At 69.3% G+C, this 20,319-nt stretch carries 20 protein-coding genes and 1 pseudogene; 11 read left to right on the top strand and 10 right to left on the bottom strand.

Features of this window, described 5'->3' with window-relative positions:
* Positions 1 to 113: 113 nt before the first annotated feature.
* Together J7E93_RS02995 and J7E93_RS02990 are read left to right on the top strand one after the other, a co-directional pair.
* Positions 114 to 998: a DUF4097 family beta strand repeat-containing protein gene (locus tag J7E93_RS02995; protein ID WP_215065635.1), complete on the top strand. Its 885-nt coding sequence runs from the start codon at positions 114 to 116 to the stop codon at positions 996 to 998.
* Between the two features lies 1 nt (position 999).
* Positions 1,000 to 1,881, top strand: coding sequence for a PadR family transcriptional regulator (locus J7E93_RS02990; RefSeq protein ID WP_215065634.1), 882 nt, complete (start codon positions 1,000 to 1,002; stop codon positions 1,879 to 1,881).
* Between the two features lie 26 nt (positions 1,882 to 1,907).
* Here the strand turns inward: J7E93_RS02990 and J7E93_RS02985 are convergent, their stop codons facing one another.
* The 3 genes from J7E93_RS02985 to J7E93_RS02975 form a co-directional block, all read right to left on the bottom strand.
* Positions 1,908 to 3,278: a cellulase family glycosylhydrolase gene (locus J7E93_RS02985; protein ID WP_215065633.1), complete on the bottom strand. Its 1,371-nt coding sequence runs from the start codon at positions 3,276 to 3,278 to the stop codon at positions 1,908 to 1,910.
* Positions 3,279 to 3,409: 131 nt separating this feature from the next.
* The gene (locus J7E93_RS02980; RefSeq protein WP_215065632.1) at positions 3,410 to 4,375 is read right to left on the bottom strand and encodes a zinc-binding dehydrogenase; all 966 of its coding nucleotides are present in this window, start codon (positions 4,373 to 4,375) and stop codon (positions 3,410 to 3,412) included.
* Between the two features lie 332 nt (positions 4,376 to 4,707).
* Positions 4,708 to 5,919: an NADP-dependent malic enzyme gene (locus J7E93_RS02975; protein ID WP_215065631.1), complete on the bottom strand. Its 1,212-nt coding sequence runs from the start codon at positions 5,917 to 5,919 to the stop codon at positions 4,708 to 4,710.
* Between the two features lie 535 nt (positions 5,920 to 6,454).
* Between J7E93_RS02975 and J7E93_RS02970 the strand changes: the two genes are divergently transcribed.
* The 3 genes from J7E93_RS02970 to J7E93_RS02960 are packed head-to-tail and all read left to right on the top strand — an operon-like array spanning position 6,455 to position 9,167.
* Positions 6,455 to 7,432, top strand: coding sequence for an ABC transporter substrate-binding protein (locus J7E93_RS02970; protein ID WP_215065630.1), 978 nt, complete (start codon positions 6,455 to 6,457; stop codon positions 7,430 to 7,432).
* Positions 7,433 to 7,461: 29 nt separating this feature from the next.
* On the top strand, positions 7,462 to 8,409 hold the full coding sequence (locus J7E93_RS02965) for an amino acid ABC transporter permease (protein WP_215065629.1): 948 nt from the start codon (positions 7,462 to 7,464) through the stop codon (positions 8,407 to 8,409).
* Positions 8,406 to 9,167, top strand: coding sequence for an amino acid ABC transporter ATP-binding protein (locus tag J7E93_RS02960; RefSeq protein WP_285440867.1), 762 nt, complete (start codon positions 8,406 to 8,408; stop codon positions 9,165 to 9,167). The genes J7E93_RS02965 and J7E93_RS02960 overlap by 4 nt, the downstream gene beginning before the upstream one ends.
* 60 nt (positions 9,168 to 9,227) lie before the next feature.
* On the opposite strand, the gene J7E93_RS02955 is transcribed toward J7E93_RS02960, so the two are convergent.
* Positions 9,228 to 9,992, bottom strand: coding sequence for a class I SAM-dependent methyltransferase (locus tag J7E93_RS02955; RefSeq protein WP_215065628.1), 765 nt, complete (start codon positions 9,990 to 9,992; stop codon positions 9,228 to 9,230).
* A 93-nt stretch (positions 9,993 to 10,085) separates the two neighbouring features.
* On the opposite strand from J7E93_RS02955, the gene J7E93_RS02950 reads away from it, so the two are divergent.
* Entirely contained in the window at positions 10,086 to 10,727 is a 642-nt protein-coding gene (locus J7E93_RS02950; protein ID WP_215065627.1) for an ABATE domain-containing protein, read from the top strand.
* On the opposite strand, the gene sodX is transcribed toward J7E93_RS02950, so the two are convergent.
* Positions 10,619 to 11,065 carry a nickel-type superoxide dismutase maturation protease gene (gene sodX, locus J7E93_RS02945; RefSeq protein ID WP_215065626.1) on the bottom strand — a complete coding sequence of 149 codons (447 nt, stop codon included), beginning with the start codon at positions 11,063 to 11,065 and terminating at the stop codon, positions 10,619 to 10,621. The two genes, J7E93_RS02950 and sodX, sit on opposite strands and share 109 nt — an antisense overlap.
* Positions 11,066 to 11,215: 150 nt before the next feature.
* On the opposite strand from sodX, the gene sodN reads away from it, so the two are divergent.
* A complete protein-coding gene (sodN, locus tag J7E93_RS02940; protein WP_215065625.1) occupies positions 11,216 to 11,611 on the top strand; it encodes a superoxide dismutase, Ni in 396 nt (131 codons plus the stop codon).
* 7 nt (positions 11,612 to 11,618) lie between these two features.
* On the opposite strand, the pseudogene J7E93_RS37940 reads toward sodN, so the two are convergent.
* A pseudogene (locus tag J7E93_RS37940) lies at positions 11,619 to 12,213 on the bottom strand (site-specific integrase); the annotation flags it as partial.
* A gap of 253 nt (positions 12,214 to 12,466) precedes the next feature.
* On the opposite strand from J7E93_RS37940, the gene J7E93_RS02930 reads away from it, so the two are divergent.
* Complete coding sequence (locus J7E93_RS02930; RefSeq protein ID WP_215065624.1) at positions 12,467 to 12,847, top strand: hypothetical protein; 381 nt, start codon at positions 12,467 to 12,469, stop codon at positions 12,845 to 12,847.
* Positions 12,848 to 12,921: 74 nt separating this feature from the next.
* On the opposite strand, the gene J7E93_RS02925 is transcribed toward J7E93_RS02930, so the two are convergent.
* From J7E93_RS02925 to J7E93_RS02910, 4 genes are all read right to left on the bottom strand, one after another.
* Positions 12,922 to 13,467 carry an HAD domain-containing protein gene (locus tag J7E93_RS02925; RefSeq protein WP_215065623.1) on the bottom strand — a complete coding sequence of 182 codons (546 nt, stop codon included), beginning with the start codon at positions 13,465 to 13,467 and terminating at the stop codon, positions 12,922 to 12,924.
* Positions 13,468 to 13,499: 32 nt separating this feature from the next.
* Positions 13,500 to 14,192 carry a bifunctional 2-polyprenyl-6-hydroxyphenol methylase/3-demethylubiquinol 3-O-methyltransferase UbiG gene (locus tag J7E93_RS02920; RefSeq protein WP_215065622.1) on the bottom strand — a complete coding sequence of 231 codons (693 nt, stop codon included), beginning with the start codon at positions 14,190 to 14,192 and terminating at the stop codon, positions 13,500 to 13,502.
* A 1-nt stretch (position 14,193) separates the two neighbouring features.
* The gene (locus J7E93_RS02915; protein WP_215065621.1) at positions 14,194 to 15,105 is read right to left on the bottom strand and encodes a phosphotransferase; all 912 of its coding nucleotides are present in this window, start codon (positions 15,103 to 15,105) and stop codon (positions 14,194 to 14,196) included.
* 74 nt (positions 15,106 to 15,179) lie between these two features.
* Complete coding sequence (locus J7E93_RS02910; RefSeq protein ID WP_215065620.1) at positions 15,180 to 15,929, bottom strand: hypothetical protein; 750 nt, start codon at positions 15,927 to 15,929, stop codon at positions 15,180 to 15,182.
* 223 nt (positions 15,930 to 16,152) lie between these two features.
* Here J7E93_RS02910 and J7E93_RS02905 point away from each other — a divergent pair, with 223 nt between their 5' ends.
* The 3 genes from J7E93_RS02905 (at position 16,153) to J7E93_RS02890 (ending at position 20,224) form a co-directional block, all read left to right on the top strand.
* Entirely contained in the window at positions 16,153 to 17,508 is a 1,356-nt protein-coding gene (locus tag J7E93_RS02905) for a tetratricopeptide repeat protein (protein ID WP_215065619.1), read from the top strand.
* A gap of 1 nt (position 17,509) precedes the next feature.
* A complete protein-coding gene (locus tag J7E93_RS02900) occupies positions 17,510 to 18,040 on the top strand; it encodes an NUDIX domain-containing protein (RefSeq protein ID WP_215065618.1) in 531 nt (176 codons plus the stop codon).
* 1,563 nt (positions 18,041 to 19,603) lie between these two features.
* Positions 19,604 to 20,224, top strand: coding sequence for a DUF5753 domain-containing protein (locus tag J7E93_RS02890; protein ID WP_215065617.1), 621 nt, complete (start codon positions 19,604 to 19,606; stop codon positions 20,222 to 20,224).
* Positions 20,225 to 20,319 lie beyond the last annotated feature (95 nt).

Below are 20,319 nucleotides of genomic sequence, written 5' to 3'. Positions count from 1 at the left end.
ATGAAACGCCCGCCCGTGATGGCGGCGGACGGGGTTGACTTCCCTCCACCGCGATATATCGTGTCTATGGAGAGACGCGATATGTTGCGTCGCCGATACGGGAGGTCAGCACGATGACAGAGTGGTCCGTGGCCGAGCCGAGGAAACTCTCGCTGACCGACCCTGTGAAGCGGCTCCAGGTCCGTATCGTCAACGGCACCGTGAACGTCGTGGGCACCGACGAGAGTTCCGCCCGGCTGGAGATCTCCGCGATAGAGGGCCCGCCGCTGATCGTGACGCACGAGGGGTCGACCCTGTCCGTCAGCTACGAGGATCTGCACTGGAAGGGCTTCCTCAAGTGGTTCGACCGCAAGGGCCACCGCCGCACGGCAGTCGTCTCCGTGGCCGTGCCGGCCGGCACGGACGTCGAGGTGGGGGTGGTGGGCGCCGGTGCGGTGATCTCGGGAATCAAGGGGCGTACGGACGTCCGGGGGGTCACGGGTGACACCACCCTCGTCGGCCTCTCCGGTCCGGTCCGCGCCGAGAGCGTCTCCGGCAGCCTGGAGGCCCAGTCGGTCACCGGCGCGCTGCGGGTCAACTCCGTGACCGGCGACCTGACGGTGATCGAGGGCGCGGGCGCCTCGGTGAAGGCCGACACCGTCAGCGGAGACATGGTGGTCGATCTCGACCTCGGCGACCTGGCGGGGCCGCCCGCCGACATCCGGCTGACCAGCGTCTCCGGAGAGGTCGCCATTCGGCTCCCGCACCCGGCGGACGCCCGGGTGGAGGCGACCACGACGAGCGGATCCGTCTCCAACGCCTTCGACGACCTGCGAGTCGCAGGGCAGTGGGGCGCCAAGAGCATCACCGGCACCCTCGGTGCCGGCCGGGGCACCCTCAAGGCGACGACCGTCTCCGGCTCGATCGCGCTGCTGCGCCGCCCGGACCCGGTCGACGAGTACGCCGATGCCGCCGACGGCTCCCCCTCCGCTTCCTCCGCTCCCGGAAAGGTGCTCTGACATGCCGCCCGTCTTCGCCCACGGCCGACTGCGCCTCTATCTGCTCAAGCTCCTCGACGAGGCCCCCCGCCACGGCTACGAGGTGATCCGGCTCCTGGAGGAGCGCTTCCAGGGGCTCTACGCACCCTCGGCGGGCACGGTCTACCCCCGGCTGGCCAAGCTGGAGGCCGAGGGCCTGGTCACGCACGCCACCGAGGGCGGCCGCAAGGTGTACTCGATCACCGACGCGGGCCGTGCCGAGCTGGCGGGACGCGGGGGCGAACTGGCCGATCTGGAGCAGGAGATCCGCGAGTCGGTCTCGGAGCTGGCCGCGGAGATCCGTGACGACGTGCGCGGGGCGGCGGGCAAGCTGCGCAGCGAGATGCGGACCGCGGCGAGCGAGACCCGCCGCAGCTCCTCCTTCGCCGACGCCAAGGAGGAGTTGCGCCGGGCCAAGCAGGAGTGGCGGGAGCAGACCCGGCAGGCCCGCGCGGAGGCCCAGTCCGCGCGCCACCAGGCCAAGGAGTTCCAGCGGATCGCCCAGCAGGTCCAGGAACAGGTCCAGGACCGCTTCGCACGCGGCGACTGGCCGTCCGGGGTCTGGGAGGGCATCTCGGACATCACGGCCCAGCTGGGCGGTCTGGTCACCGGCACGACGCACCCCAAGGCGGCCCAGCAGCCGGAGACTGCCGAGCAGGCAGCGTCGGAGTGGGCGAAGGACGCCGAGACCACCGGTGACCCGGCCCGCGATCTGGACCGGCTCCTGGACCGTTTCCGCGACGACATCCGCGACGCGGCCCGCGACCACGGGGTGAGCGCGGACCAGCTGGCGGAGGCACGCGGTCATCTGGCGACGGCCGCGGACCGGATCACCGCCCTGCTCCACCCGCGGAGCAAGGGATAGGCCTGGGCGGAGGGACGGACCCGGCGTCAGCCCCGGGTGACGGTGACGGTCACCCGGGCGCCCGGAGCGGCCAGGAGCCAGGCCCGGCCGGCCTCCCTGCGGAGCACCACCGCCTCGCCCCCGGCCGCGATCGTCCACGGCCCCGGCGGCAGGGACAGCTCCGTCACCCGGGAGCCCCGCCGCCCGGAGTCGTACACCAGCCGGTAGACGCCCGCCCCGGGGTCGTACGACGAGGAGCGGACAGTGCCCGCGACCGCCTCCGCGTACGGCTGCGCCGTCAGCTCCTTGTTCGTACGGAACTCCCCGGAGCCGTCCACCGCGCAGTACCCGCCGCCGTAGCACCACACATAGCCGGCCCAGCCGGAGCCGTAGCGGCCCAGCGAGGCCATCGCGTCCCGGTAGAAGCGGTTCATATGGGGCAGCGCGTTGTTGAGCGGACCCCACTCCCCCACGACCACAGGGACCTTGTACTCCTTCGGGTACCGGGTCACGGCCTGCTCGTAGGTCTCGATCCAGCCGGCCGTCGGGTCGTAGTCGGCACCCGCCTCCATGGCGGTGTTGTAGAAGTGCGGGGCGTAGACGACCTTCGGGTCGTCGATCCGCCCGAGTCCCGTCGGCACGCCCTCGCCGACGATCGGCGTGGGCTCGACGAAGACCCAGCTGTCGCGGTCGACCGAACGGACCGCGTCGGCGAGGCGGTTGTACATCGGGGTCAGGTGCTCGCGTTCGATCCGCCGTGCGGCGGTCGGCAGGTCCTCGCCCTCCCGTAGCTCGCCCATCGGCTCGTTGATCAGGTCGTAGCCGAGGACGGCCGGGTGGTCCTCGAAGCGGTCGGCGAGCACGCGCCACATCCGGGCCTGGGCCAGCCTGAGGTCCTCGTCCTCGTAGAGATGGGTGAAGGCGCGCTGCACGGCCGGCTCGAAGTACTCGGCGAACCAGTCGTCCGGGTGCGGGGTGAAGGGCAGCCCGTCGGTCCTGGTGGCCCACTCCGGCACGCCCCGATGCCCGAAAGCCGGCCCGAAGACGTCCTGGTGGGCGTCGATCAGCACGCGGACGTCGTACTTCTCGGCCCAGTCCAGGACACGTTCGATCTTCCGCAGGTAGGAGTGGCTGTACTCGCCCGGCCGGGGCTCCAGATCGTCCCAGAAGACCAGCAGACGGGCGAAGCCGAAGCCCTTGGCCCGCATGTCCCGGAAGTGGCGCTCGGTGACGGCGGCCAGGGCCTGGTCGCCGCGGCCCGCCTTGTCCTCGACGTTCCAGCCGCGCAGGGTGAGGGCGCGGCCGCGCTCGTCGGTGAGGACGGGGATGCCGGTGCCGTCGTCGGCAGGGGCGGCAACGGCCGTGGGAGCGAGCAGGGCGGCGAGAACGGCGCCCGCCACGAGAGCGGTTCGGCCCACGAGGGTCGCTCGCCACACAGGGGTCGCTCGTAACACGAGGGTTGTTCGCAACACAGGAAACCTCCGGCACGACGGTGTGTTCGCGGTGCCGGAGATCCCATCAGCTCATCTGACGAACCATCAAGAGGTCGTCAGGATGTCGTCAGGACGATCTTCCCGAAGAGCTCGCCCGAGGCCATCTTCTCGAAGCCCTCGCGGGCGCGGTCCAGCGGCAGCACGTCGTCGATCACCGGCCGGACGCCCGTGGCCGCGCAGAAGGAGAGCAGGTCCTCCAGCTCGTCCTTCGATCCCATCGTCGAGCCGACGACCTTCAGCTCCAGGAAGAAGATCCGGGTCAGCTCGGCGTGCGAGGGCCGGTCACCGCTGGTAGCACCGGAGATGACCAGCGTCCCGCCGGGCCGCAGGGACTTGACCGAGTGCGACCAGGTGGCCGCGCCGACGGTCTCGATGACCGCGTCCACCCGCCGCGGGAGCCGTGCGCCCGGCTCGTACGCCTCCTCGGCACCGAGCTCGACGGCCCGCTTGCGCTTGGCCTCGTCGCGGCTGGTGGCGTACACGCGCAGGCCCGCGGCCTTGCCGAGGACGATCGCCGCGGTGGCGACACCGCCGCCCGCGCCCTGCACGAGGATCGAGTCACCGGGGCGCACCCCGGCGTTGGTGAAGAGCATGCGGTACGCGGTGAGCCAGGCGGTCGGGAGGCAGGCGGCCTCCTCGAAGGAGAGCTCCTTGGGCTTGGGCAGCACGTTCCACGAGGGGACGGTGACCCGCTCGGCGAAGGTGCCCTGGTAGCGCTCGGTCAGGATGGAGCGGGGCTCGTCGGGGCCGACGCCGTGTCCGGTCTGGCCGATGACGGAGTGCAGGACCACCTCGTTGCCGTGCTCGTCGATACCGGCGGCGTCGCAGCCGAGGATCATCGGCAGCTTCTCCTCGGGCAGCCCGACCCCGCGGAGGGACCAGAGGTCGTGGTGGTTGAGGGAGGCGGCCTTGACGGTGACGGTGGTCCATCCCGGCCGCGCCTCGGGCTCGGGGCGTTCGCCCAGCTCAAGGCCGTTCAGCGGCTGGTCGCGGTCGATTCGGGCGGCGTAGGCAGCGAACATGACCTTGAGCGTAGGGTCAGCGACTCGGCGACGGAACCACGCGCCGCTGTGACGCAGCCCCCTTTTCGCTCTCCCCGGGGCTCGGTTCGCCTCCGGGCGCCTTCGGCGTGCGCCGACGGTCGGCCGTGCTCGGCAGCTCGTACCTCGCCGCCTGCGCGCGTTCTCCCTTTCGACACCCACGGCGCCCTTCGGCTCAGTCGCCGCTCGGCGAAACCGGGCGACCCGGGCACGGGCGCACACGGGCACGGCGCACGCGGCGCGGGGCACACGCGGAAGGGGCCCCGCCTGTTCGGCGGGGCCCCTTCTCGGTGTACGTCGCGTCCGGGGGCGCGTCAGCGCCGCGCCACGCCCTCGGCGCGGGCGGCGGCGGCCACGGCGGCCGTGACCGCGGGGGCGACCCGCTCGTCGAACGGGGACGGGATCACGTAGTCGGCGGCGAGCTTGTCGCCGACGACGTCCGCCAGCGCGTTCGCCGCGGCGATCTTCATGCCCTCGGTGATCCGGGAGGCCCGGACCTGGAGGGCGCCCGCGAAGATGCCGGGGAAGGCGAGCACGTTGTTGATCTGATTGGGGTAGTCCGAACGGCCGGTCGCCACGACGGCCGCGTACTTGTGCGCGACGTCGGGGTGGACCTCGGGGTTCGGGTTGGCCATGGCGAACACGAAGGCGTTCGGCGCCATCGACGCCACCGCCGCCTCCGGGACCGTACCGCCGGAGACGCCGATGAAGACGTCCGCACCCGCCAGGGCGGTCTCCAGGGAGCCGGTGAGGCCCGCCTTGTTGGTGATCTCCGCGAGCTCGCGCTTGACCGGAGTCAGGTCCTCCCGGTCCAGGCTGACGATGCCCTTGCGGTCGGCGACGGCCACGTCGCCGAGCCCCGCCTCCAGCAGGAACTTGGCGATGGCCACCCCGGCCGCGCCGGCACCGGAGATGACTCCGCGCAGGTCGCCGAGGGTCCGGCCGGTCAGCTTCGCCGCGTTGCGGAGCGCGGCGAGGGTGACGACGGCCGTGCCGTGCTGGTCGTCATGGAAGACGGGAATGTCGAGGCGCTCCTGCAGCTTGCGCTCGATCTCGAAGCACCGCGGCGCCGAGATGTCCTCCAGGTTCACTCCACCGAAGGAGGGAGCGAGCCGGACGACGGTCTCCACGATCTCGTCGGTGTCGGTGGTGGCGAGCGCGATCGGCACCGCGTCCACGCCGCCGAACTGCTTGAAGAGGATGGCTTTCCCCTCCATGACCGGAAGCGACGCCTCCGGGCCGATGTCGCCGAGTCCGAGCACTGCCGTTCCATCGGTCACGACGGCGACGACCTGAGACTTCCAGGTGTAGTCGTTGACCAGTTCCGGCCGCTCGGCGATAGCGGTGCACACCTTGGCGACGCCGGGTGTGTACGCGAGGGACAGGTCGTCCTTGTCCCTGAGCGGCACCGTGGCCGAGATGGCCATCTTGCCGCCGCGGTGCAGGGCGAAAGCCGGATCGAAGGGCTCCTCCTGAGCCCCTTCCGTACCGCTCACGCTGCGAGGATTGACGATCTCCGCTGCCATTGGGTTGACCCCTTAATTCTTCATTGCTTGAGGGTGGCCACTCCTGGTTGAGGAGGGGTGGGCGGAACCCGCAGCCGCCGTGTCTGGCAGCCGCGCGGGCGCGCCGCACAACGCGCCCTGAGCCCCGGATGAGGGGTGTAAGGATCCTTCTTACCGGACGGAGGGCACCGCAGACGAGTCCATAACGGAGCGGTGACGCGACTCATACGGCCGTATCGTCGGCTTGCGCAGAGCAGACACGTCCGTCCAAGTCCGGACAAGCGGACGGGTACACCGGATCGTGGCGTTCGTGTCGTCCGAATGGCGAGATCAACGGGAGATTTTTCGGTGCCGGGGAGCTATCCCAGGAGAAGGTCCGGCCCTGACGGGCGGGCCTGTCGCGATTCGAGGGTCACCCGTTATCCGATTTTGACATGCTGGGCCGCCCGTTTGCGGCAGTCCGAATGGCAAGATGCCGTAATCACACGAGGTCGCGACACCCGAAGGTGCGTGCGCGGCCTATGGCAACTCCCTCATACGCCGGAGGAACCCGACCATGACCGCACGCTCCACGCGCTGTACGACCGCCGCCAAGACCCGCACCTCCCGTCTTGCCGCGGTCGCCGCCATCGCGGTCGCCGGCTCGATGCTGCTGACCGCCTGCGGTGACCAGACGGAGGGCGCGAAGACCCCCGAGGGCGGCACGAAGACCGGCGCCGCCTCCAGCGCGCCGCTCTTCTCCAAGCTGCCCGCCGACATCCAGAAGGCCGGCGTCATCAAGGTCGGCACGGACGCCACGTACGCCCCGATGGAGTTCAAGAAGGGCAACGAGATCGTCGGTGTCGACCCCGACATCGCCGCAGCCCTCGCCAAGCAGCTCGGTGTGAAGTTCGAGTTCACCAGCGGCACCTTCGACACCCTGCTCACGGCCCTCCCGACCGGCCGCACGGACATCGTGATGTCGTCGATGACCGACACCAAGGCCCGCCAGGAGGGTCTGGACGACAAGGGCAAGAAGACCGGCACCGGTGTCGACTTCGTCGACTACTTCACCGCCTCCACCGGCATCCTGGTGAAGAAGGGCAACCCGCAGAACATCAAGTCGCTCGACGACCTGTGCGGCAAGAAGCTGGCCGTGCAGCGCGGTACGACGTACGAGCAGGCCGCCAAGGACCAGGCGGAGAAGTGCAAGAAGGACGGCAAGCCGGCCCTCACCTTCGAGTCCTTCCCGACCGACGCCGAGGCCCAGACCCGCGTCAAGGCGGGCGGCGCCGTCGCCGACCTGAACGACTCGCCGGTCGCCGCGTACATCGCCCAGACGGCGGGTGGCGGCAACGACTTCGAGGCCGTCGCCAACAAGACGGACGCGGGCCTCTTCGGCATCGCCGTCGACAAGAAGAACACCCAGCTGCGTGACGCGCTGAAGGATGCCCTGGACGCGATCATCAAGGACGGCACCTACAAGGCCGCCCTCGACAAGTGGAACGCCGGTGACGGCGCGATCCCCGCGGCCAAGATCAACGGCGGCTCCTGACCCCTACGCACCACTGAAGGGCAGTCGCTGTGACTGACAAGCTCGACAAGGTTCCCGCCGGGGCGTCGCCCGCCCCGGCGGGGGTCCCGCCGGAGGCCATCAAGGCCATTCCGGTCCGCCACTACGGACGCTGGGTCGCCGGCGTCCTGGTCGTAGGCCTCCTGGGCCTGCTCGCGTACGCCTTCTCCCAGGGCGATGTGCGCTGGGCCTCGGTGCCGGAGAAACTGTTCGACTCCACCATCCTGTCCGGCCTGGGGAACACGATCCTCATCAGCATCGTCTCGATGGTGCTGGGTCTCGTGCTGGGTGTGCTCTTCGCCGTCATGCGGCTCTCCAAGAACCCGGTGACCAGCGCCGTCGCCTGGCTCTACATCTGGGTCTTCCGCGGCACGCCGGTCTATGTGCAGCTGCTGATCTGGTTCAACCTCGCCCTGATCTTCCCGATCTTCAACATCGGGTTCTACAAGGACGAGATGACCGATGTCATGACCCCCTTCCTGGCCGCCCTGCTGGGTCTCGGCCTCAACGAGGGCGCGTACATGGCGGAGATCGTCCGGGCCGGTATCCAGTCGGTCGACGAGGGCCAGACGGAGGCCTCGCACGCGCTGGGCATGAGCCAGGCGAAGACCATGCGGCGCGTGGTGCTCCCGCAGTCGATGCGAGTGATCATCCCGCCGACCGGCAACGAGTTCATCAACATGCTGAAGACCTCGTCCCTGGTCGTGGCCGTGCAGTACCCGGATCTGCTGCGCGCCTCGCAGGACATCGCGTCGACCTCGTTCGCGGTGATGGAGATGTTCTTCGTCGCCTCGATCTGGTACCTGATCCTGACCTCGGTGTTCAGCGTGGGCCAGTTCTACCTGGAGCGGCACTACGCACGCGGCTCGCTGCGCACGCTGCCGGCGACGCCGTGGCAGAAGGTCAAGGCCAATCTGCGCTTCTTCTCGTCCGACCGCTCGGCCGGAGGTGCCGTATGACCCCCATGGTGAAGGCCGAGGGCGTCCACAAGTCCTACGGGGCCGCCCACATCCTCAAGGGCATCGACCTCGAGGTGAACAACGGCGAGGTGTTCTGCCTGATCGGCCCGTCCGGTTCCGGCAAGTCGACCTTCCTGCGGTGCATCAACCACCTGGAGAAGATCAACTCCGGTCGGCTGTACGTCGACGGTGAGCTGGTGGGCTACCGCCAGAAGGGCGACAAGCTCTACGAGCTGAAGGACAGCGAGGTCGCCGCCCAGCGCCGTGACATCGGCATGGTCTTCCAGCGCTTCAACCTGTTCCCGCACATGACGGCCCTGGCCAACGTCATGGAGGCGCCGATCCAGGTGAAGGGCGAGTCGAAGGCGGTGGCGCGCGAGCGCGCCGAGCGGCTGCTCGACCGGGTCGGGCTGGCCGACAAGGCCGGGAACTACCCGTCGCAGCTCTCCGGCGGCCAGCAGCAGCGCGTCGCCATCGCCCGTGCGCTGGCGATGGAGCCCAAGCTGATGCTCTTCGACGAGCCGACCTCGGCGCTCGACCCGGAGCTGGTGGGTGACGTCCTGGACGTCATGCGCGATCTCGCGGAGTCGGGCATGACGATGGTCGTCGTCACGCACGAGATGGGCTTCGCCCGCGAGGTGGGCGACTCGCTGGTGTTCATGGACGGCGGCGTGGTGGTCGAGTCCGGCCACCCGCGCGAGGTCCTGTCGAACCCGCAGCACGACCGGACGAAGGCGTTCCTGTCCAAGGTGCTGTAAGCGGCGACTCTCTGCGAAGGGGCGGTACGGGACTCCCGTACCGCCCCTTCGCCGTGCGGGCTACCTCACCGCGAGCACCATCGCGTCGGACGGCGAGGCCCAGACGGGGCGGGCCTCGGCGAAGCCGGCGGCGCGCAGGAGCTCGGCGTGGCGGCGGGCGGAGGGCGTGTCGCCGTCTGCGTGCTCGCCGTAGATCTCGAAGCGCCGGGCGGTGGGTCCGGCGAGGACGGGGTCCGCGGCGGCCACCGCCCACCAGTCGGTCCAGTCGAGGACTCCGGCGGCCTTCGCCGTGTCCATGCGCGCGTGGCGCTGAGCGCGCTCGGCGGCGTTGATCCTGGGCGTGGTCTCGTCGATCATGCGGTCGGCGTTCATGAAGACGCCGCCGTCGCGGACGAGACCGGCGAGCTGCCCGTAGAGCGCGGTGAGCGGCTCGGTGTGCAGCCAGTGCAGCGCGGTGGCGGTGAGCACGGCGTCGTACGAGGTGTGCGGGAGCTTCGCGACCCACTCGGGGTCCTTGAGGTCGGCGGTCACGAAGGTGACCCGCTCGTCGGCTGCGAAGTACCCCTCGGCGATGGCGAGCAGGGCGGGGTCGAGGTCGACGCCGGTGCTGCTCGCTCCCGGGAACCTCTTGAGGAGCCTGTCCGTGATACTCCCTGTACCGCACGCCAGGTCGAGGACGCGGGGCTCCGGCCCCACCATGGCCTCGACCATGTCGAGCATCACGCGGAACCGCTCCTCGCGGTCCGGCATGTACCACTCCTGCTGACGGTCCCAGCTCTGCTGCCAGGCCGCCCAGTCGGTTCCGGTCGTCGCCGCGTCCGTCATCTCCGTACCTTCCCCTCTCGTAATACCCTCGGAGGGAAACCATCGCTTACCCCTCCCGACCGAGACCCTAGACCGCCGGAGTAAGGACTACAAGTGGAACTGGCCTATTACTCGGATTACGCCGTACGTCTGGTCAACACCGAGGAGCCGGCCCGCAACAAGGACTCCCTGACCTCGGTCGAGGTGGTCCGCGAGCTCTTCGGCGCGGCCTCGCAGATGGCCCGGCGGGCGACGGACGCCGACGTCACCCGCTTCCGCTCGGTACGCACCCGGCTGCGGGCGGTCTTCACCGCCGCGGACGAGGGCGACCACACCCGGGCCGTGGACCTGCTGAACTCGCTGCTCCTGGAGTTCCCGGTCAGCCCGCAGATCTCGGGGCACGACCACCTGGACGACGAAGGGCGGCCGCGCTGGCACATGCACCTCGCCGACCACCCCTCGAACGCGACCGCGGGCTACGCGGCCATCGCGGCGATGGGGCTCGCCTTCCACCTCACGGAGTTCGGCGCCGACCGGCTCGGCCTGTGCCAGGCGGCACCGTGCCGCAACGCCTACCTCGACACCTCGACGAACCGCTCCCGCCGCTACTGCTCGGACCGCTGCGCGACCCGCGCCAATGTGGCCGCCTACCGGGCCCGCAAGCGCCTGGAGGCGGAACGGACCGACCAGGACGACGACCACACCGGCCTGACGGCCGAGAACAGCCAGGCGAGCACCACGGCCGGCGAACGCTGACGGCCGGGCGTCACGGGCCGGTAGCGCGCCCGTACGCGACCGAGCACCAGCTCCGGCGGCACGGCGCCGAAGACCCGGCTGTCGCCCTCGGTGTCGGGGTTGTCGCCCAGCACCCACCAGCCGGCGGCCTGTCGCTCGATCAGCCGCTTGACGATGAGCAGGTCCTGCTGCAGCGGATGACGCAGCACCGCCACGCTCCCCGGGCGCAGCCGCCCGCCGTAGTGCACGAGCAGCTGGTCGCCGTGGAGCAGCGTGGGCACCATGGACACCCCTGTCACCTCGGCGATCCCGAACAGGGGCCCGGGCCCCCGCCCCGGTTCCCGCCCCGATTCCGACATCCGGCACCTCCCGGTCCGCTCGTCCACTCGTACACGAGTCCTATCGTGACCCTGGACTTTTGTCCTAAGCCCCAGGGGGCGCTCGCGAAAACGCGCTTCTCGGGGAGTAATCTCCCACCTGAGAAGACGATCACGAGGAAGGACAGCTCAATGCTCTCCCGCCTGTTTGCCCCCAAGGTGAAGGTCAGCGCCCACTGCGACCTCCCCTGCGGTGTCTACGACCCGGCCCAGGCCCGGATCGAGGCCGAGTCGGTCAAGGCCGTCCAGGAGAAGTACCAGGCCAACGAGGACGCGCACTTCCGCGCGCGTGCCACGGTCATCAAGGAGCAGCGCGCGGAGCTCGCCAAGCACCACGTCTCGGTGCTGTGGAGCGACTACTTCAAGCCCCCGCACTTCGAGAAGTACCCGGAGCTGCACCAGCTCATCAACGACACCCTGAAGGCCCTGTCGGCCGCCAAGGCGTCGACGGACCCGAAGACGGGCGAGAAGGCGCTGGAGCTCATCGCCGAGATCGACCGCATCTTCTGGGAGACGAAGAAGGCCTGATCTCCCTCTAGGCGGCCTGACCTGCACTTTCGCGGGTCGCGCCGCTTAGCTGTCCGCACCCGGTCCGCAGGCCGCCGAGCACGGCGTCCATGACGGCCCGGGTGCGGTCTTCTTCCCCCGGCCACAGGTGCGCGTAGATCCGCAGCGTGATGACGGCGGACGCGTGCCCGAGGACCAACTGCACCTGCTTGACGCTCGCGCCACCGGCGATGAGCGCGGAGGCGTAGAAGTGCCGCAGGTCGTGCGTGACCATGTGCGGCAGCTCGACGGCCTTCCGGCCTTCCCGCTCGGCGGCCCCGTTCTCGGCCGCCTGGAGCGCCTTGCGAGCCCCGTTCCACTCGGTCTTCCACCGCCGGTAGTTGAGCGGTTCCCCCTCCTCCATGGTGAACAGCCACTCCTGGACGGACGTGCGGCAAGATGCGCGAGGAGCGCGTCGGTGACGACCTCGCCGACCGGGACCGTACGCCGAGACTTGGCGGTCTTCGGCGGGCCGATCTTCCCCGCTGGAGCCGCTGCCGCTCGACGCGGATGGTACCGGCCTTGCAGTCGACGTCCGACGCCTTCAGGCCGAGCAGTTCACCGACGCGGTCTTCATGGCCAGCCTTGACCAGCTTGCGAAGGTTCAGGATCAGACAGCGGCCCGGGTCCGGGAGATCTATGTGGGGTCGACCGCTGACATGGTGGCGCCGTGAGCGTCTGCAACGGCTACAGCTACGACAGCTGCTGGGTACGGCGCTCCATGAGGCTGGGCACGCGGTCGACGCTCGCGTGGCGGGGATTCCCGCCGTGCCGGTGGAGCTTATTGCGGGCCCAACCTGTGGAATGTGTGGCGCTGCTTGGTGGGCTGGTCGGAACGTGGCGGTGCCGTTGGACGCCGGCTCGGCCTACGACACGCTGGTGGCCTTGGCCGCGGGCGTGCAGGCGCAGCTGCTGTGGTGTGAACAGTCGGGGCCGATGACCGCCGGTCGCCGGTGGGCAGTTGAAATCGGGGGTTTAGGGGACCAGGTTCTCGCTCGGGAGGTCTGCGCCGAGACCGCAGGTCTTCCAGGGCTCGGCTGGTGGGAACTGGACTACGGACCGCCGGGCCTGCAGCCGCAGTCGTGGAACTGGGGGCACCAGCAGCAGCGAGCTAGGCAGACCCTGGTAGGCGCTTGGTCGTACGTCGAGAAGCTCGCCCGACGAGTGGCGGAGGACACCCTCGTCTCAGCCGAGGACGTGGCCGCGATCCTTGCTTAGCCACCTTCTGCACCGCTCACGGACCACAGCGCACCCCGATGCCCTCGCTGCTTGTGCAGCGAGGGCATCAGTCGTCAGGCGGTGCGGGCTGCGGGTAACTGCGAGACCCATGTCGTGAGCTCGGTCAGGTGCTCGGGCTGCAGCCCGAGATGTGGGTCAGGCTGAACGAGGAGGGTCGGTGTTCCCTTGGCGGTGCGCTCCACCGCCCAGGCGTGGTCGAGACTGGTGAAGTCGTCGTCGATCCAGACGGCGGGGGCGTCACCGAGCCAGGCGTCGACGTGGTCGCGTTTCCACAAGTAGCCGTTGGGGTGACTGGTGGCGATCTGGGGACGCGGGAGGTCGACGTGCGGTAGGGCTGGGAGGCCCAGGAGGGGCCCGATGAGGGTGGTGGCGTCCTGGCGCCAGCTCGTGCACCAGACCGGGGTGACCAAGCCTGTGCGGACGACGTCCATGAGCAGGCGGCCGTGGTCGGGGTTGAGCCAGACCGTGACCGGGTTGTCGGCGCTGCGGCCGGCGGGGACGACGTCGTGGCGAGCGTGTGTGGCTGGGGTGGTCCCATCCGCGTCGGGGAAGGGTATGAGGACGCCGTCGACGTCGAGAAGCAGGTACGGCGGGCGCATTGGTCCTCCAGCGGCCGGAGAGAAGGCGGCGGTCAGAGCTTGCGAGCGCGGATCAGCAGGGTCGTGGGCCAGTGGCCCATGCGGGCGTCGTGGAACTCCTGTGCCGAGGTGAGCCAGAAGCCCGCCCTGCTGAGGTGCTTCTCCCAGCGGTCCGTGGAGAACTCCCAGCGGGCGATAGGTAGACGGGTTCGATCGGGAAGAGTGACGTGGTCGCGGCGGGGCCGGTCGTCGCCCGAGGGGCTTCGGCCGCCACGCTGCGGGTGAGGGACAGAGAAGACGAGCACCCGGCCGGGCGTGAGGCACTGGGCCACGGCCGGCAACAGGAGCTCGGGGGCGACGAGGCCGACGGCGCCGAATACGGAGTAGATCGCGTCGAACTGCTCGTCGGAGGCGTGCAGGTAGTGGAGGGCGTGGCCGGCGACGAAGGTGAGGTTGTTCAGCCGCCCGTAGTGGGAGCGGGCGCGGCGGACCTGGAGGCCAACCAGGTCGACGCCGGTAACGCGGGCGCCGTGTCGGGTGGCGAGGTGGGCGGCGTTGTGGCCGGGGCCGCAGCCGAGTTCCAGGAGCTGCTTGTCTCGCAGGTCGGGGCCGAGGATCTCGGCACCGGGACCTTGGCCGGGTCTCGTGGTCCATTCCATCCGGGCGGGTACGGAGAGGGGTTCGGCGAGGCCGGCGGCGGTGCGCTGGAGCGCGTGGGCGTGCCAGGGGGATGCCTGGGCGAGCACGTCAGATCTCCAGGAGGTGGAGGACGTCGGTGAGGTGGCGGCGGACGGCCTTGATGTAGGCGGGGTCGGTGGCCGGGTCGTCGATCCAGCGGACGGCCTGCTCCATGAACCACTCGACGGCCCACATGCGGTGCCAGCCCAGGGCCCAGTTCTCGGCCGTAAGCCCACCGCGCGGGGCGAGGGCGTCGGGGGTGCCGCCGGCGGTGACGTACTGCTCCAGGAAGACGCGCAGGCGCACGGGGTGCGGGGGCTCGATGGTTCCGTGCCAGCTGGCGAGGTCGAGCAGGCCGGGGCCGGTGAAGGCGCGGGCGAAGTCGAGGAGCCGCCAGCCGCGCTCCCCGATGTGGAGGCTGGTGGGGTGGAACTCGGAGTGCACCCAGCCGAAGGGGGCGATCGTCGCTCCAGCCGACCGGGCATCGGCGGCCCGGGCGATCCGGTCGAGCGCGTCCGTGACGTCGTCGGCGTCCTGCCACCGGTCGGCCTTGCGCAGCCGTTCGAGATGCTCCAGCGCTCTGGCCGGGAGCGTCCGCAGCCGCTCCTGGCCGAGTACGGGCAAGGGCGGAGCCGTACGGGTGCCGTGCAGCACCACGGCCGCGGCGACGCCGTCGAGGTCGTCGGCCTCGCGTACGGAGGGTCCGAGGTCCTCCATGAGCATGCCGAGCCAGCCGTCCAGGACGGCGGAGGCGTGGACCTGAGGGACGGGTACGCCGAGGGTGTGGGCCAGGCGGAGGGCCTGGTCCTCGCAGTCGAAGGGCTTCTTGGCGTACTTGAAGACGGCCGTGGTGCCGTCGGTGCAGGTCACGCGCTCGACGCCGGACATGGACCACACGCGTACCTCCTCCCGTACGGCGGTGGTCTGGCCAGCCACGGTGAGCAGGTTGTCGAGGAGTTCGGCGCTGGGGTTCGTGGTCACGTGGGGCTCCGGGGGATGGTGGCGTCCGGGGCGGGCGAGGGATGCCGGCCCGCCCCGGAGCCTGATCGGGTGGGTTACGCGGTGGGGTTCACGCGATGGGCGTAGACCTGCTCGATCCAGCCCGCCTTGAACGCGGCGAGGTCGTCGCGGAAGTTCGCCATCGAGGCACCGTAGGGCGCGACCACGCCGCCGGACTGGTCCGGCACGGACTGGCAGCCGTGCACGAGCCGGCTGCCGAGCGCGGCGTGGGCCTTGATGGACTCGATCCGGCGGTGCTCGTTGAACCAGCCGCCGTGGTAGACCTCGTCGAGCATCCCGCCCGTCTCGTCGTCCAGGTCGAAGACGACGGAGGTGACGGCGGGGAAGAACCAGCACGGGCCGACGTTGGAGATGTGCCCGTCCAGCTCGACCTTGTTGAGCACCATGAACGTGGCTGCCTCGCGGAGCATCCGCAGGTGGTCGGCGGTGATCTGCGGCAGGCCGAGGCCGGTTAGGTGCTCGTCGCGGAAGAGGTAGGCGTACACCTCGTGCGCGGTGGCCAGGACGCGGGCCGCGTCGGAGGTGGACTCGCCGTGCTGCTTGATGAAGTCGAGCGCGAGCTGCTCGACCGCGCTCTCGGTCGTCTCGTCCACGTTCAGGAGCTGGGCCTTGACCAGCTCCCAGTCGGCGACGAGCCAAGTGTTGGACTCGAAGCGGAAGAAGTACTCGGCCGGGTCGATCGTGATGCGCCGGCCGTCGATCTGGATGCCGGGCAGGCGGCTCCAGCGCGGGTCGAGCGCCTCGGGCAGTTCGACCGTGATGGCCGCGGTGTCGATGGTGGTCACCGTGTCTCCGTCTCTGATCGGCCAGGTTCGGGCACAGAAATGCCCGAGCCCGGTGTGGGCGTACGGAACTTCGGGGTGCCGCCCGGACCAAGGGGGAGCCTGGACCACGGTCGCGCCGTTCCGGGCGGCTGCTGATAAGTGAACCGGTGGTCACGCTCAGTGGGTACGGTGGAAGGCAGTTGAAGCGGTATACGCGGTTTACAGCTCCAGGGCGGAGGCGATCGTGGCGGCGCAGAGAGAACCCAACTCCCGTCTGTGCGATGTCATCGAGCCGGTCGGCTGCACCTACGAGGCCCTCGCCAGAGACGTGCGGCGCATCGCCGCCGAGAACGGCGAGATCCTCCAGACCAACAAGTCGGCCATCTCGCATTGGGTGAACGGCACCCGCACACCTTCGGGCCGGGTTGGCCAGTACCTGGCCGAGGCGCTGTCCCGCCGAGCGGGACGGACAATCACCCAGAGCGAGATCGGCCTCCACAGCGGTGATACCGATGCGCCGGCGGAATCCGACCCCGTCCTCGCGGTCACCGACCTGGGCCGCGCCGACGTCCAACGGCGCCGCTTCCTCGCCATCGCAGCCTTCACCACCGCCGGCGTCGCCATGCCGCTCGGCTACGACCACGAGGCCACCGCCCGCCTGCTCCGCGCCCGCACCGGCACGTCACTGGTCGGGACGGAGGATGTGGACGTCGTACGGCAGATCACCGCGGCCTTCAGCGCGGCCGACGAGCGCCTCGGCGGCGGGCACGGCCTGACCACCGTCACCGCGTACCTCGCCGACACCGCCGCCCCCATGCTGCGCGGACGCTTCCCCAGCGAAGCCTTACGCCGGGCCGCCTTCGGCGCCGTCGCCGAACTCGCCTACCTCGCAGGATGGAAGCACCACGACCTCGGCCAGGAAGGCGCGGCTCAGCGCTACTACCAGGTCGGCTACAAGCTCGCCTGCGAAGCCGACCCCCACGGCCACGCCGCCTGGATGATGCGCGCCCTCGCCCACCAAGCCCTGAGCCTCAAGCAGCCCCACCACTGCGTCGACCTCGTCGAAGGCGCCCTACGCACAGGTCTCGGCCACATCGACGGCCAGACCGAGGCCCTCCTCCACATCACCCACGCCCGCGCCTACGCGGCCACCGACGAGCACCCGTCGGCCGCGCGCGCCCTGCTCGCAGCCGAAGACGCCCTCCTACGAGACGACGGCCCCCAGCCCAGCTACTCCCGCGTCAGCGGCCCCGCCGCCGGCACCGTAGCCAGCCACACCGCCCGCACCCTGACCGACCTCGCCGACCACATCGGCACCGAGCAGCAGCACCGAGACGCCCTCACCCGCTGGGACCCGGAGAAGTACAAGCGCGTCCACGCCCTCACCCACGCCGACCTCGGCGACAGCCTCGCCGCCCAGGCCCGCGCCGACGAAGCCGTCGCCGCCTGGACCCAGGCCCTGGTGCTCATGGAAGGCATGACCTCCGACCGCACCCGCAAGGCGATCACCTCGATGCGCTCTACCCTCGCGGTCTACCAGCGGCGCAAAGTGCCCGGCGCTGCCGATCTCGCCCGCCGCGCCCGCGAGGCGCTCGCCTAACATGCCCAACAACCCGCCCGACGAAGGGAACACCGTGGCCCAGCAGACCGACAATCAGCCGAAGGCCCTCAAGCCCGCGCTCGAATCCATGGCCCTGCTGGTCGCCGCGGTCATCGTCCACGACAAGGCCGCCAACCGCGTGGTCCTCCTCCAGCGCAGCGAGAACGCCAAATTCGCCCAGGGCATGTGGGACCTCCCCGTCGGCAAGAGCGAGCCGGGCGAACCCATCACCGAAACCGCCGTCCGCGAACTCTACGAAGAGACCGGCCTTATGGTGAAGCCCGAGTCCCTCAGGGTCGCCCACATCATCCACGGCGCCTGGGGCGTCGAGGCCCCCAATGGCTTCCTCACCGTTGTCTTCGCCGCACACGAATGGACCGGCGAACCCGAAAACCGCGAGCCGCGCAAACACTCCCAAGTTTGCTGGGTTGATGCCGACGCCATCCCCGGGGACTTCGTGGACACCACCTCAAGCGCACTCCGCCGGTATCTCGCGGGAGGTCCCGAGGTCTCCCTCGACGGCTGGCGGTAGAGATATCCACTGCCCACAGCGGGAGCGGGCCGACGGCCAGCCGTACAACGCGGCCCCGCCCCCTTGCTTGGTACCCAGGTGCTCTGAGCTGACTGCCAACGGTGTCCACTGCGCAGACGGCAACGTTCAACCGCTGCCGACGCTGCCACAAGCTCAAGGCCCGTGACGATTTTGGGTGATCACTCCCCCGTTATTACGGCTGACGTTTTCGACGCAAGTCGGTCGAAGAATTGACCGGAACGCAAATAAGTCGAAGAATTGCGCGGGACTCAATATTGCGCGGCACGCAAGGTAAGCGGAAAATTGCGCAAGTGTCGATGGTTTCAGCGAAATTGACTCTTGCTTCCTATTGGAGTTGCCACTGGAGGCTGTTAACGTCGATGCCATGAACGGCCTTTTCGACTCCGCGATTACACTCCTCTTTTCTGCCTTGACTGCCGTCATCGTGGTGGCAGTCTCACACCCTGATCCGTGTATTAGAGAGCGTACTTTGGTCGTTCTCTACGTGATCTTTGGTAAGGATCGCTAGCCCATACGCCCATACGCTCCGGTTGTCCGCAGGGGCTTGTCACGCCAGACCCCGTTTTCATGTGACCCCATGCCTCGAAAGCCCCGCCCCCGTTGCTCTGTCCCCGGCTGCCCTGAGCCGACCTGGGCCGGTGGACCATTCGGCCCGTCGCTCTCGGCGGGACGGACACAGACGGGAACGTGCACGTGCTGTGCGGCGAGTGCCACCGGCTCAAGACAGGTACCAAGTTCGGGACATCCGATTGCGAGGCGTTCCGCCCCTGTCAGCGCGCTGTCCACCATGCGGTGAAACCCGAGCAGACCAGGGCCGACACGGCGGCGAAGAGGCGCACGGGCGCTCTCTGAACCACGAGGTGGAACCCGCCAATGCGGATCTCGACGAAGGGCCTTGGCGGTGTGGTGTAAGGCATGACGGACTCCCGTCTGGTGCGTGGGCTGTGAGTGAGACGGGGCGGGTGCCGTTCCATCTCACGTCCTCACGAACGGACTCTGACAGCCGTGACCACCTGACGTCAGGTCGGCGGACCCTGGCGAAGTCTCGCGAATACTTGACGCGCCAATGACGCCGGGCTACTGCCAAGCAAGCCGCGGATCCTTGGCGTTTGACGTGAGTGGAAGGACCAAATGCCAGGTCACAGACCCTAGCGAAGCCCGGCAAATAGTCATACGGGCGCAAGGGGGGTGTGGTGTGCCTCAACCCGGTGGGGTTGAGGCTAGTCGATGGACCAACGTCTCAGTGCCCGCCACCACCTCGATGAATCGGCCCAGTGGTCCTCAGTGAATTCAGCAGAATACACCTCATGCCCGAACTGGCCCCCGAGACGGAGGCACCCACGCCCAGACGACCCCACCTCCCTTGCTCTGTTCCCGGCTGCCCCGAGCTGACTGCCAAGGGGAGGTGCCCGCGGCGACGAGCTGGAGCCCGTGGCCTGACCGATTCCCCCTCTTACAAGATCGGAAGCTCGACGCCATGCTCGACCGGAACGGCTACGCCCATCGAAGCCGCCCCGGCGGCACCAATCAGGAGGGGATGCGGTGACCAGTTCAGTTCCCTGGACGGATCGTCTGTCCACCGGTACGGAAGCCACTCAGGACGACGTGGTGCGCTGGTACCAGAACACGCGCGAGGGCAAGGCATACGTACCCACGATGATCTGGGGCACGCTCCAGACCGAGGCATACGCCACCATGATCCTCGGCCAGGTCGTCGACTTCCTCGGCATCCCGAACGACGTGCCGGCGGGCGTCGCCAAGCGCATGCAGCGACAGCAGGTGCTGTACGACGGCGACCACCATTACGACGTCGTCCTCGGAGAGCAGGCCCTCTACACGAACATCGGCGGACCCGAGGTCATGCGACAACAGATCGAGCGCCTCCGGCGAGAACTCGGCCTGGCCTCTCTCACACTCGGAATCCTTCCCTCCACCGCGCGGGTGGACCTGTTCCCCGTCCACGGGTTCAACATCTACGGCAATGGCGACCGGGCCCACGTCGAACTCGTCTCCTCCTCCGTGGACATCACGGAACAGAGCGAGCTCGACCTCTACAGCAAAGCCTTCACCGCACTGAGCAGTGCGGCATCGTACGGTGAGGCCGCCGAGGAGCTTCTGAGAAAGGCCCACACCTTCTGGGCCAGCTCCCCGCTCCAGGGGTAGCCCAAGCTACTCCGGCGGCAGAGCGCCGCAGCAGTCCGCACAGAGTCCGCAGGACACCCGATTGAGACCGTCGCACCCCATCGCCAGTCATCAGC

This window comes from Streptomyces sp. ISL-36, from assembly GCF_018614205.1.
In the GTDB taxonomy this organism is placed as follows: Bacteria; Actinomycetota; Actinomycetes; order Streptomycetales; family Streptomycetaceae; genus Streptomyces.
The sequence above is the reverse complement of the archived record's forward strand: the minus strand, read 5'-3'. Positions and strand labels throughout refer to the sequence as shown.

What these genes read in the sequence shown, in the direction of transcription:
- J7E93_RS02900 (WP_215065618.1), top strand. Translation starts at nt 17,510, where the DNA reads ATGCCCAACAACCCGCCCGACGAAGGGAACACCGTGGCCCAGCAGACC.
- J7E93_RS02970 (WP_215065630.1), top strand. Translation starts at nt 6,455, where the DNA reads ATGACCGCACGCTCCACGCGCTGTACGACCGCCGCCAAGACCCGCACC.
- J7E93_RS02980 (WP_215065632.1), bottom strand. Translation starts at nt 4,375, where the DNA reads ATGTTCGCTGCCTACGCCGCCCGAATCGACCGCGACCAGCCGCTGAAC.
- J7E93_RS02995 (WP_215065635.1), top strand. Translation starts at nt 114, where the DNA reads ATGACAGAGTGGTCCGTGGCCGAGCCGAGGAAACTCTCGCTGACCGAC.
- J7E93_RS02960 (WP_285440867.1), top strand. Translation starts at nt 8,406, where the DNA reads ATGACCCCCATGGTGAAGGCCGAGGGCGTCCACAAGTCCTACGGGGCC.
- J7E93_RS02925 (WP_215065623.1), bottom strand. Translation starts at nt 13,467, where the DNA reads ATGCGCCCGCCGTACCTGCTTCTCGACGTCGACGGCGTCCTCATACCC.
- sodN (WP_215065625.1), top strand. Translation starts at nt 11,216, where the DNA reads ATGCTCTCCCGCCTGTTTGCCCCCAAGGTGAAGGTCAGCGCCCACTGC.
- J7E93_RS02955 (WP_215065628.1), bottom strand. Translation starts at nt 9,992, where the DNA reads ATGACGGACGCGGCGACGACCGGAACCGACTGGGCGGCCTGGCAGCAG.
- J7E93_RS02975 (WP_215065631.1), bottom strand. Translation starts at nt 5,919, where the DNA reads ATGGCAGCGGAGATCGTCAATCCTCGCAGCGTGAGCGGTACGGAAGGG.
- sodX (WP_215065626.1), bottom strand. Translation starts at nt 11,065, where the DNA reads ATGTCGGAATCGGGGCGGGAACCGGGGCGGGGGCCCGGGCCCCTGTTC.
- J7E93_RS02990 (WP_215065634.1), top strand. Translation starts at nt 1,000, where the DNA reads ATGCCGCCCGTCTTCGCCCACGGCCGACTGCGCCTCTATCTGCTCAAG.